Origin of the sequence: Rhodococcus sp. IEGM 1302, from assembly GCF_030056935.1 — a bacterium.
Classification (GTDB): domain Bacteria; phylum Actinomycetota; class Actinomycetes; order Mycobacteriales; family Mycobacteriaceae; genus Rhodococcus_F; species Rhodococcus_F qingshengii.
The window spans coordinates 110848-122472 of sequence record NZ_JASHKY010000013.1 but is presented as its reverse complement, the minus strand read 5'-3'; the positions used below and the strand labels follow the sequence as shown (position 1 = coordinate 122472).

Annotated in this window: 11 protein-coding genes and 1 pseudogene; 3 read left to right on the top strand and 9 right to left on the bottom strand. The window is 64.6% G+C overall.

What is annotated here, in order from left to right; all coding sequences use genetic code 11:
- Positions 1-357 (top strand): glycosyltransferase (locus tag QM609_RS18825; RefSeq protein ID WP_283337338.1); only part of this gene is annotated, 357 nt, incomplete at its 5' end.
- An 18-nt stretch (positions 358-375) separates the two neighbouring features.
- Here the strand turns inward: QM609_RS18825 and QM609_RS18820 are convergent.
- The gene (locus QM609_RS18820; protein WP_042926126.1) at positions 376-1011 is read right to left on the bottom strand and encodes a maleylpyruvate isomerase family mycothiol-dependent enzyme; all 636 of its coding nucleotides are present in this window, start codon (positions 1009-1011) and stop codon (positions 376-378) included.
- A 96-nt stretch (positions 1012-1107) separates the two neighbouring features.
- Entirely contained in the window at positions 1108-1872 is a 765-nt protein-coding gene (locus tag QM609_RS18815) for an acyltransferase (RefSeq protein WP_003944741.1), read from the bottom strand.
- A gap of 137 nt (positions 1873-2009) precedes the next feature.
- Between QM609_RS18815 and QM609_RS18810 the strand changes: the two genes are divergently transcribed.
- Positions 2010-3317, top strand: a complete 1308-nt coding sequence (locus tag QM609_RS18810) for an outer membrane protein assembly factor BamB family protein (protein WP_050655129.1) — start codon at positions 2010-2012, stop codon at positions 3315-3317.
- A gap of 1 nt (position 3318) precedes the next feature.
- On the opposite strand, the gene QM609_RS18805 is transcribed toward QM609_RS18810, so the two are convergent.
- From QM609_RS18805 to QM609_RS18785, 5 genes are read right to left on the bottom strand one after another with little or no spacing between them, the layout of a single operon-like run.
- The gene (locus QM609_RS18805; RefSeq protein WP_050655128.1) at positions 3319-4476 is read right to left on the bottom strand and encodes a THUMP-like domain-containing protein; all 1158 of its coding nucleotides are present in this window, start codon (positions 4474-4476) and stop codon (positions 3319-3321) included.
- A 1-nt stretch (position 4477) separates the two neighbouring features.
- A complete protein-coding gene (locus QM609_RS18800) occupies positions 4478-5494 on the bottom strand; it encodes a class I SAM-dependent methyltransferase (RefSeq protein WP_003944733.1) in 1017 nt (338 codons plus the stop codon).
- A gap of 53 nt (positions 5495-5547) precedes the next feature.
- On the bottom strand, positions 5548-6327 hold the full coding sequence (locus QM609_RS18795) for an enoyl-CoA hydratase/isomerase family protein (protein ID WP_003944701.1): 780 nt from the start codon (positions 6325-6327) through the stop codon (positions 5548-5550).
- A 10-nt stretch (positions 6328-6337) separates the two neighbouring features.
- Positions 6338-7156, bottom strand: coding sequence for an NUDIX hydrolase (locus QM609_RS18790; RefSeq protein ID WP_003944751.1), 819 nt, complete (start codon positions 7154-7156; stop codon positions 6338-6340).
- A 56-nt stretch (positions 7157-7212) separates the two neighbouring features.
- The gene (locus QM609_RS18785; RefSeq protein ID WP_003944728.1) at positions 7213-8034 is read right to left on the bottom strand and encodes an ABC transporter ATP-binding protein; all 822 of its coding nucleotides are present in this window, start codon (positions 8032-8034) and stop codon (positions 7213-7215) included.
- A 51-nt stretch (positions 8035-8085) separates the two neighbouring features.
- Between QM609_RS18785 and glgX the strand changes: the two are divergent.
- Positions 8086-10128 (top strand): annotated as a pseudogene (gene glgX, locus QM609_RS18780) (glycogen debranching protein GlgX); the annotation flags it as partial.
- Here glgX and yczE read toward each other — a convergent pair.
- Positions 10041-10835: a membrane protein YczE gene (gene yczE / locus QM609_RS18775; protein ID WP_306170108.1), complete on the bottom strand. Its 795-nt coding sequence runs from the start codon at positions 10833-10835 to the stop codon at positions 10041-10043. The pseudogene glgX and the gene yczE overlap by 88 nt on opposite strands.
- Before the next feature lie 37 nt (positions 10836-10872).
- The gene (locus QM609_RS18770) at positions 10873-11619 is read right to left on the bottom strand and encodes a peptidyl-tRNA hydrolase (RefSeq protein WP_050655141.1); all 747 of its coding nucleotides are present in this window, start codon (positions 11617-11619) and stop codon (positions 10873-10875) included.
- Between the last annotated feature and the right edge of the window lie 6 nt (positions 11620-11625).

Here is an 11625-nt window from a genome sequence, read left to right as displayed (position 1 = left end):
GTCCTGCCGTCGCGCTACGAGCCGTTCGGGATCATCGCCCTCGAAGCGGCGGCGGCCGGCACTCCGCTGATCACGTCCACCGCAGGCGGACTGGGCGAAGCCGTCGTCGACGGGGTGACGGGGATGTCCTTCCAACCGGGCGACATCGCCGGGCTCACCTCGGCTGTCCGCGAGGTACTCGACGATCCCGCCGGGGCACAGGAACGGGCGGTGGCCGCCCGCGCACGCCTGACATCGGACTTCGACTGGCATCAGGTCGCCGAGGAGACTGCTCACGTCTACGCGGGCGCGAAGCGTCGGGTGCGACAGCCGTTGGCCCGTCCGCAGATCCCCGAGCGTCCGCTGCCCGGTCGCTGAGCTCGCTTTGTGCTGATCTCAGGGGGTCGGGAGTGGCGCGGTGAAACGAGAACTCGCATCCCCGAGCAGATGGCCTGGTGGCAGCATCCGGCCGCACAGCACGAGCAGGAGATCCTGCGCCGCCCCGTGAACCTCGGCGCCGGCACCGTACGTCCAGTCTCGGTCGTCGGCGCGCAGCCGAGCGCCGTCGAGGTCCGTCCCGAAATACTTCAGGGTTTTGGGCGAGAGTCCGCTGAGCACGCGAGTGAGCCGGTCTTCGGGCACCACGTAGTCGTCGCCGAGTGCCACGCGAATGTCCTGACCGTGGATCACGTCGTGCGAGAGCGCACCCTCGAAGCCGCCGCCTGGTGGCTTCCACGGGTGTGCAACGTTGTCGCGAAGCGAGGCAAGCAGTTGTCGCTCACCGACTTCCGACGCATCGGCGAGCGCTCGCCGGTTCGACATCTTGTTGAAGTTTCCGCGTGACTTGACCATTTCCACGACGAATCGCGGCGCCGAGTATCGGTAGGGCATGGTGATGTGCGCGATCACTTCGCGGACCCGCCACCCCTCGCACAGGGTCGGCGCGTTCCACTGCTCCGTGCTCAGGCCCTCGAGAAATCCCACCAGTTCGCGGCGCTGCGCCACGACCCATTCGGGTGTCTGTTCGCTCATGTCGGCACTCCTTTCACCGGCGCAGACTTTCGGCGCCGATACCGATACAGACCGGTGGCGGCGCCGAAAGTAATCGCTGGTTCTGCGGAAAATGAGCTACGACGTCGACGACGCGTCGGCAGCGTCTGCGGCGGCCTTCTTGCGCGCGATGTCTTCGAGCGCCGCGATGTACTTCGCGCGATCGGCAGCGCCGGCTTCCCAATCGGACTTGCGGTTCTTGACCGCCTTCGCGGGCGAGCCGACCGCGATGCTGTAGTCCGGGATGTCGCCTTTGACGACGGCGTGCGCCCCGAGGACACAACCGCGTCCGACGCGGGTATTTCGCAGCACGGTGACCTTCGCTGCCACCCACGTGTCCGGGCCGATACGGACGGGGCCCTTGACGATGCCCTGGTCCTTGATCGGTGTGTTGATGTCGTCCATGCGGTGGTCGAAGTCGCAGATGTAGCACCAGTCGGCTACGAGCGTCGACGCACCGATTTCGATGTCGAGGTACGTGTTGACGACGTTGTCCTTGCCGAAGACGACCTTGTCGCCGATGCGCAGCGAGCCTTCGTGGCAGCGGATCGCGTTGCCGTCACCGATGTGCACCCAGCGCCCGATCTCGAGGCGGGACAGGTCGGGGGTGGAATGGATTTCGACGTTCTTGCCGAGGAACACCATGCCGCGCAGGATCACGTGCGGGTTGGCCATCTTGAACTTGGCGAGACGGTAGTACCGCACCAGATACCAGGGTGTGTACGCCTTGTTCGCCAGAACCCATTTGAGGGAATCGACCGTCAAGAACTTGGCCTGATCGCTGTCGCCTCGGCGTGATCCCCGCCATCGAGTGCGCAACGGTGCGCCCCACATGCTCGTCATGAGTGTTCAGCCTACGTGGGGCCGACTCACCGACCCTCGGGGTGTGCCCCGTCACGTTGCCCCGGTCGGGATAGTCTCTGGTCCGGGCTTGTGCAGTTACCGAGGGCTCTTGATCAAGTGAAGGCAGGGAGATTGTGATGCGGCGGGTCCTACGGTCGTCCGTGATGGTGTCGACGGCGATCGCTGCGGCCCTGATCGCCGGTTGCGGCAGCGACGACGGACGGGTGGACCGGTACGCGTCGGCGGGTTGGCCGGCCATGCATGCCGACGCCCGCAACAGCGACACGAGCCCGGTCACCGGATCACGCGATGTCGAGTTCGCATGGTCACGGCCTCTCGGCGGTCCGGTTGCCGCGTACGCCTCGGTGGCCGCGAACGGCCAGAGCTTCGTCACCGCCCGCACCGAGAACGGCTGCAATCTCTTCTCGTTCCAGATGGATACGGGTCGCAAGAAGTGGTGCGCTCGACTCAACGACGGAGTAGTCGCCTCGACGCCCATCGTCGACACGGCCACCAATGTCTACGTCGGCGAGAGCGGCGCGATGATGTCCTTCACCGAGACTGGTCAATTGCGTTGGCGCACGCTCGTTGTGGGCACTCCTCTCTCGTCACAGTTCACCGGCGACGGAAACCTGTTGTTCATCACCCAATTGGGTCAGATCAACGTGCTCGACCCGCAGACCGGCGCAAAGGTTCTTCCGTCGTTCGACCTGATCCCGCCGCCGTCGATCGACCAGGGCGCGAATGCAGAACTCATTCCCGACAACAAGGGTTTGAACGAGTGCTTCCTCGGTACTGCCGGCTGCCCCGTGGCCAATACCCCGGCAGTGGACCTGGGCACCGGCAAGTTCTACTTCACCTTCTACGGACCCAGTTCTCAGGCAGCCGATCTGGTGGCCATGAAGTACACGGGCGGCGACAATCCGTCCATCACCCGCGAGTGGTCCACCGACGCGCTTCCCGGCGGGACGGCGTCGAGTCCGGACCTGTCGAAGGACGGCAAGACCGTGTACGCCACCGACAACAGCGGGTCGCTGTGGGCAGTGGACGCCGAAACCGGCGACACCAGGTGGAGTTACGACATCGGCTTCAACTCGGCCGGTAGCGCCTCGACGTCCGACGACGGTTTGATCATTCCCGCCGGCGGCGACAAGGGCCACCTCCTTGCCGTGCGCGACGAGGGAGATCACGCCGAACTGGCCTGGGAGCGTAAGGACCTTCTGCAACTGGGCGTTCCGGCGCAGACCGCCGGCAACACCGGATACACCGTCGTCCGCGAGGGTGAGAACGGACTGAGCCTGATCACCTTCGACACCGAAACCGGTGAGACGGTGGATCAGGACACGTTGCCGGGAGCAGTCGGCTTCACTGTCGGCACCTCGATCGGCCCCAAGGGCGAAGTGTTGACGCCCAGCGCAATCGGTGAGCTGTTCGTCTTCAAATGAGCTAGCGGGACGCCTCACAGATGAAGGCCGACGCCGATCGTCCGATCCGCACGATCACGACGCTCAGCGCACGCGAGCCCTTCAGCTTGAGCCGTGGACGCAGCACTGCCGGGTCCACGTCGACTCCTCGCACCAGGATTTCGGCCACACCGCAGTCCCGCTTGGACAGTGTCTGTTTGAGCAGTTTCTCCGAGTACTTGATCTGCTCGAGGATCCGGAATCCGCGAACTCCCTCAGGGACGCTGTCACCGGTCAGATAAGCGATGCGTGGATCGAGCTGCCAGAGGCCGTGTCTGGCCGCGTAGTGGCGCACGAGGCCTGCGCGCACTACCGCTCCGTCCGGGTCGATGATCCACTCCCCCGGCGCTTGCTCCGGAATCACGTCGTCCTCGGCGTCGGTGATCGCCCACCCGCTCCCGTCGGAGCGAAGGACCGAAGCTCGGCGCGTGACGCCGGACTCGGCCAGTCCCGTCGACCACAGGCAGGCTTCCTTGACGCCGCCGTCGAGTGAGACGACCTCGACTTCCCCGTCCCAGCCCAGCTTGTCGAAATCGAGTCCGGGAGCACACTTCACCGCGAGATCACGGCCGGAGTACGCCTCGATGAGGTCCGGCAACGGTGGCATCAACGCTGCCGGATCGTGAGTGCGGCGACCGCCCGATCGCCGTGCGGGGTCTGCCAGTACGACGGTGTCGCGTGTCGTCGGGCGGAGCGCGTCGGCCCGCAGCAACGCTGCGCTCGGCACATTGCGCTGTGCCATCGCCAGGCGAACGGAATCGATGTCGCTGCCGATCACGCGATGCGCAACTCCGGTCAAGGCATGCAGTTCGGCGCCGATGGAGCACGTCACGTCGTGGACGTCGCGCCCGATCAGACGCTGCGCGCGGTGGGCCGCGACAACGCCGGGAGTGGCTTGTTGCATCGCGTCGTCCGTGAACAACCATTGCTCACTGCCCGGCAGTTTGGCGGCGGCTTTACGTCGAAGCAGGACGGTGTCCACGAGCGCAGGCATGTGATCACCGAAACGCGTACGCGCCCGGCCGATGTCGGCCAGACGCGTACGCGTGGACAGTTCGAGCTGATCCACCTCGGCCAAGGCAGCTACGCCGGAATCACTTCCGAGATAGTCGACGTCGCCGAGGGTGAAGTCATAACCCAATTCAGTTGCCGGGCTTCACGCCGGTGATCATGACGTTGTAGAAGAATCCGCGAGGAACGACGTGGCGGAGCACCTTCTCGTCGACCCAGCTGAGCGTCTTCCAACCACCGAAAGCGAAACGCCCCCAGCCCCAACCGAGCTTCTCCGGTGGAACAGCCGCTTCGAAAGTACGGACAGGCCAGCCGAGAAGCGCCGCGGCGAATTCCTCGGTGGCAGCGTGGACCTGATCGGCGCCGGCGGACTTCGCCATGTTCTCGAGGTCGGTGGGGTCGAACGTGTGGATGTCGACGACAGCCTCGAGAGCTGCTGCACGAGAAGACTCGTCGAGTTCCTCTTGCGGGCGACGCCAGTCTGCGAGGAACGGCAGCTTGGTCACGCGCGTGGTTGCTTCCCACGTCGCGCGGCCGAGCCAGCGAGCGTAGAAGTTGCCGACAGTGGTGGGCTCACCGGCGAAGACGAAACGTCCGCCGGGCTTGAGGACACGAAGGACCTCACGGAGCGACTTCTCGACGTCCGGAATGTGGTGCAGCACGGCGTGGCCGACCACCAGGTCGAAGGTGTTGTCCTCGTACGGAATGGTCTCGGCATCGGCAACACGGCCGTCGACCGGAAGGCCGAGGCTTTCGGCATTGCGCAGTGCGACCTTGACCATGCCGGGCGAGAGGTCGGTGACCGAACCGGTCTTGGCGACTCCACCCTGCATCAGGTTCAGGAGGAAGAATCCGGTGCCGCAACCCAGTTCGAGGGCGCGCTCGTACGGGAGCGGCTGATCGCCCGCGACGGCGTCGAAACGACCACGTGCGTAGTCGATGCAGCGCTCGTCGTACGAGATGGACCACTTGTCATCGTAGGTTTCGGCTTCCCAGTCGTGGTAGAGCACCTGGGCGAGCTTGGTGTCCTTACGAGCGGCCTCGACCTCTTCGGCCGTGGCGTGCGGCCGCGGCGCGGGGTCGACTACCGAGGTGTCGGTAGCGGCGGGCGGCGTGACGGTTGCGTCGTCATTCGGGCTGGCTGTCATGGCGGCTATCCTACTCGCTGGTAAGAGATGAACAAGTTCTAGTTTAGGGGAGCCTACTCGCCCGTGAACTCGGCCTTGCCCGGACCGTTGGCGATGAACGACTCCATGCCGATCGCCTGATCCTTGGTCGCGAACAATCCGGCGAACAGATGCTGCTCGATCTTGAGCCCGGATTCCAGGTCGGTGTTCAGACCCTCGTCGATGGCCGCCTTGGCAGCAGCCAACGCACGTGACGCTCCCCCGACGAACTGCGAGGCCCATGTCCGGGCCGCGGTGTACACGTCGTCGGGAGCGACGACCTCGTCGACCAAACCGATGGCCAACGCCTCGTCAGCCCCGACGAAACGGCCGGTGAAGACCAGATCCTTGGCCTTGGCCGGACCGATCAGACGAGCCAGACGCTGCGTTCCGCCGCCACCGGGAATGATTCCGAGCAGAATCTCCGGAACTCCGAGCTTGGCATTGTCTCCGACGATCCGGCGATCGGCCGAGAGTGCAACTTCGAGTCCACCGCCGAGTGCGTATCCGGTGATCGCGGCAACGGTCGGCTTCGGGATGGACGCCACGGCGCCGAGTCCGGCCTGCATGCCGCCGATCGCGTCACGGATCTGGCCGTAGTCCATCTCGGCCATTTCCTTGACGTCGGCACCGGCTGCGAAGACTTTCTCGCCGCCGTAGACGATGACGGCCTTGACTGCCTTGTCGACGGTCGCAGCGTGTGCGGCAGCAGCCAACTCGTCCTGAACCTGACGGTTCAGAGCGTTCATGGGCGGACGCGCCAGACGGATGGTGCCGATGCCTTCGGAAACCTCGAGAGTCACAAATTCAGCCATGGTCGAGAGGTTACTTTGCCGCCTTGACCGACCACGGATGCGGCCCGGCGACGTAGTAACCGTCCTGGTTCGGGAACTCGACGCGCAGCGTTTCCTCGTCGGTGATCAACGTAGGCAGGATGACGGGAATCTCCGGCTCGGCTGCGAGTATCTCCGCCACCGAACTGAACTTGGCCAATTCGGTCAGCTGACTCCACGTCGGCGGCAACAGGATGCTGCCACCCTCCCGCCAATGCGCGAGCGCGTCCTGCGGGCTCTGCCAACGCACCTCGGCAGCCTCGGAGGTGACCCCGTCCGCGATCTGTCCGGTCGGTGACGCTGCGACGAAGAAGCGCGTGTCGTAGCGGCGGGTCTCGCCCACCGGCGTGATCCAGTTCGCCCACGGCCGCAGCAGATCCGTGCGCAGGACCAGGTTCTCCTTCTTCAGGAAATCGCTGAACGACAGCTCGTGCTTTTCGAGAGCTACTCGATCCTGTGCATAGCCGGCCGTGTCCGCGACGACCGTGTCAGCCGTGGGGCCGGCCAGCAGGACACCGCACTCCTCGAAAGTTTCCCGCACCGCAGCCAAGACGAGAGCCTTCGCCCGAGCAACATCCGTGCTGAACCGCTCGGCCCACCACTCGACCGACGGTCCGGCCCACTCGACCTCGGCCGTCGCATCGGACTTGTCGACGCCGCCGCCGGGGAATACCGTCATGCCCCCGGCAAACGCCATCCCCTGTACTCGTTGAAGCAGGAAGATCTCGATACCGGATTCGGCATCGCGCACCAAGATGACGGTCGACGCATCCTTGGGCTCGGGGACAGCGTTTGCATTCTCGTTAGCCATGCTTCGCGAACCTACGCGATCTGTGATCTGGGCCGCATTTCAGGTCCCACTGAAGCTCACGCGCGATGAGCTCCGGACGGCCTCGCGCGGCGCGCGAAGTATCGGCCGTCCGCCTTGTCGAGGCTGATGGACTGGCTGAATGCCGCGCTCAGATTTTCGGCGGTGATGACGTCGTCCAGAAGGCCCTGAGAGACGACCTCCCCTTCCTTGAGAAGGAGTGCGTGGGTGAATCCCGGCGGGATTTCCTCGACGTGATGGGTGATCAGAACGGTAGCCGGGGCGTCCGGATCGGCAGCCAGTTCGGCGAGTCTAGCCACAAGTTCCTCACGTCCACCGAGATCGAGCCCGGCGGCGGGCTCGTCCAGGAGAAGAAGTTCGGGATCGGTCATCAAGGCTCGCGCGATGAGGACGCGCTTGCGCTCGCCTTCGGAAAGCGTCCCGTACGTCCGATCCGCCAGGTGCTCGGCGCCGAGGCTTTCGAGCATCTCCACAGCGCGCGAGGTGTCCATGGATTCGTACTCCTCGCGCCACCGACCGAGAACGGCGTAGCCCGCCGACACGACGAGGTCGCTGACCTTCTCGTCGCCGGGCACGCGGTTCGCCAACGACGACGAGGACAAACCGATTCGCGGGCGCAACTCGTTGACGTCGACCTTGCCGAGAACTTCGCCAAGGAGGTGGGCAGAACCACTGGTCGGGAAAGTCTCACCGGCCGCGATGCGCAGCAGCGAGGTCTTGCCGGCACCGTTGGGTCCGAGCACCACCCATCGCTCGTCCAGCTCCACTTTCCAGGTGACGGGCCCCACGAGAGTGGACCCTCCCCGACGGATGAGTACGTTGTCGAAATCGATGAGCAGATCTGGATCAGGTAGCGGCACCCGAACATCTTCCCGCACATTCTCCGGCCGTTCACGGCAGGATCATCTTGCGTGTCGCCTCTCATCGAAACTCACACCCCGACGCCCGGGTCTCCGTTCCCACTCGGCGCCCACATCGTGGACTCCGGAACCCAGTTCGCGGTCCACGCCCCAGCTGCGTCGAGCGTCCAGATCTGCCTGATCGACCAGGACGGAAACGAAGATCGCGTCGAACTTCGGCAACACACGTACGGAATCTGGCACGGAATCATCTCCGGGATCGGTGCGGGGCAGCGTTACGGAATTCGGGCGTCCGGCCCGTGGAATCCGCGCGCCGGGCTGAGACTTAATCCACACAAGCTGCTCGTCGATCCGTGGGCGCGCCGCATCGAGGGGGATCTCGGTGATCACCGTGCCCTCCTGTCGTACACCGACGATCCCTTCGGCGACCCGTCGACGGTCGACTCGCTCGGCCACGTGCCGCTGTCCGTGGTGACTCCCGGCCTCGCGCCCGCCGGAGCCCGCCTCGAGACGCCGTGGGAGGAAAGCGTCATCTACGAACTGCATGTGGGCGCGTACACCGCCAGTCATCCAGGAGTACCCGCCGCCCACCGTGGAACGTACCTCGGCCTGACGGCACCGGCCGTGATAGATCACCTCGTCTCACTCGGCGTCACCGCCGTGGAACTGCTTCCCGTACAGGCGTTTCTGACCGAACACAGCGTCCGCGAGCGAGGAATGCGCAACCACTGGGGATACTCGACGGCGTCGTACTTCGCCCCGCATCCCGGATACGCGGCAACTCCGGGCGGCGAAGTCACCGAGTTCCGGATCATGGTCGATGCACTACACGCGGCAGGCATCGAGGTCGTCCTCGACGTCGTCTACAACCACACCTGCGAGCAGAGTGTCGACGGAATCAGCGTCAGCTGGCGAGGTTTGGACGGCCCCGGCTACTACCTTCTCGACGGCGACGGCCGCGACATCGACCTGACCGGGTGCGGCAACACGGTCGACGCCTGCTCCCCCATCGCCGTGCGCATGATCACTGACAGCCTCCGCTACTGGGCCACCGAAATGGGTGTCGACGGCTTCCGATTCGATCTCGCGAGCGCGTTGGGTAGGCCGCGCGGCGGCGGCTTCGACCAGCGGGCGTCCATCTTGTCGGCCATCTCCTCCGATCCGGTACTGACCCGGTGCAAGCTCATCGCCGAACCGTGGGATGCCACTGCCGACGGTTACCAGGTCGGAAACTTCGGACTCCAATGGTCGGAATGGAACGACAAGTACCGCAGCACCATTCGCCAGTTCTGGAACGGCGGATCCAGCGTCCGGAAGGTCGCGTCACGTCTCGCCGGTTCCGAGGACATCTTTGCCGGCAGTGGCCGTCGCCCCTGGGCGTCGATCAACTTCGTCACAGCGCACGACGGGTTCACCGCCGCCGATCTCGTGGCATACAACCGCAAACACAACGAGGCCAACGGTGAAGACAATCGTGACGGCGCCGATCACAACGATTCGTTCAACCACGGAATCGAAGGCCCGAGCACCGATCCCGAGATTCAGGACGCCAGGGCACGTCACGTACGGGCGCTACTGGCCACACTCGTGCTGTCGACAGGTACCCCGATGATCACCGCCGGTGACGAGTTCGGCCACAGCCTCGGGGGGAACAACAACGCGTATTGTGTTCCAGCAGTTGCCTCCCCAGCCGAGTCGTGGGCACTGGACTGGACTACGGCCGATCAGTCGTTGATGCAGTTCGTCTCCCGAGCGTTCGGACTACGCCGAGCAGCACCAGCGTTGCGTCAGCCCGAATTCTTCGAAGGCAGAAGAAGACTGGAGCACCCGGACCTCGTCTGGTTCGACGCTGCCGGCGTCGAGTTCGACGACACCGCATGGTACGACGAGAGTCACCGAACGCTGCAGGCCTGGATCGACGGAGCCGACGTTCGGTCTCACACTCGGACCGGGCGCCCGCTGGGTGACGACAGTTGGCTCCTGATCCTGCATTCCGGTGGACCGGTTCAGGTCACCGTCGGCACTCCGGAATGGTTCGACGGCACATTGACTGCATCGTTCGATTCGGCGTCACCGACCGGCGAACCCGCTTCCACGGCCGAAGTTCCCGTCGGCACCGAGATTTCGCTGACCGGCCCCACGGTCTTGGCCTTACGTTCCGTGACACGTCCTCCGGTCACCGCTGCTGTCATGGAATCCGGCAGCACCTTGATCAGGAATTGAATGGTCGGTCCGATCCCGAAGGCGTACAACACGGTTCCGATGCCAACCGTTCCACCGAGGAGCCATCCGGTAGCGAGGACCGCGATTTCGATGCTGGTACGCACGAGCCTGACCGACAAGCCGGTGCGCGCCACCAGTCCTGTCATCAACCCGTCGCGGGGGCCCGGCCCCATGCCCGCGCCGATGTAGAGAACGCTGGCCAGTCCGTTGAGGAGGATTCCCGCGACCATGATCACGGCTCGAACTGGCATGGAATCAAAGACCGGCAAGAAGGCCAGTGAGGTATCCACCGAGATGGCAATTACAACGACATTGGCGACCGTTCCGAATCCTGGCCGCTGGCGGATCGGAATCCAGAGCAGCAGTACCACCGCACCGGTAATCGCAGTGATCACGCCGAAACTGAGCGAAACGTGCTCGGCCACACCCTGATGAAACACGTCCCAGGGATCCAAACCAAGACCGGCTGTGATCATCATGGCCATCGAGAAGCCGTACAACCACAGACCAACGAACAGCGAGGCGAATCTCCGTATCAACACTCGACCATCTTGATGGCCACTGGACTGTTCATCCATAGCCAAGTTACCGATACTGGACTGGTCGGTTACGTCTCTACGGAACCGCGATGACTGTCATGGAGCCTGGTGCCACTTCCGTGAAACCAGCGTCACGAACCGCGACGGCCTCCGACCGCTTCAATCGGTCTACTGCCTCGGCCCACTGTTTCGGACTTGCGTCGCGTACCGAGCAGCGAAAGTCGTTCTGCGCCCATGCCCAGCACTGTTTCTCGGACATGGCCGCTGCCAACAACATCGAGGCATGCCCTACCTGTGCCGACGCCTTGCCTACCGTCATCTCGAGCGCCGAGTCGATCCACAGCACCGGAAGACCGGGCTCGGGATGGCCAGGCTCGTCGTGCTCCAGGTCGGTGCCACCGATCTGCAACTTCTTGATACGCGGGTCCAGTTCTCCGACCGGCCCGGGAACCAGAGCCCGCGCCTGGGCACCATCCACGTCGACGGTGATTCCCGGCACCTCTTGCGCGGCGAGCCACTGGGCTCCACGCGCTCGGCGAGACACTTTCCGGATCCGGGCACCCACCCACGCCGAATAGTCCTCGTGCCACGGGCCGGGTTCCCCGTCTTCGGTGAACCCGACGCGTTCGTCCAGACACAGAGCCACAGCCGCCGTTGCGGCAGCCTCGAGCAGTGCAGTGCGCTTCGGCGGGTCTGCCTTCGGGATGTGGAGAATGATCGGCATCGCCAACACCAGTGCCGGATCCGCGGGATCGTCTCGCCCTCCGTACCCAGCAGCCAGCACCGCGTGGCGCTCGCGCCAGCGCGAATCGGGGCGGGACATCACAGC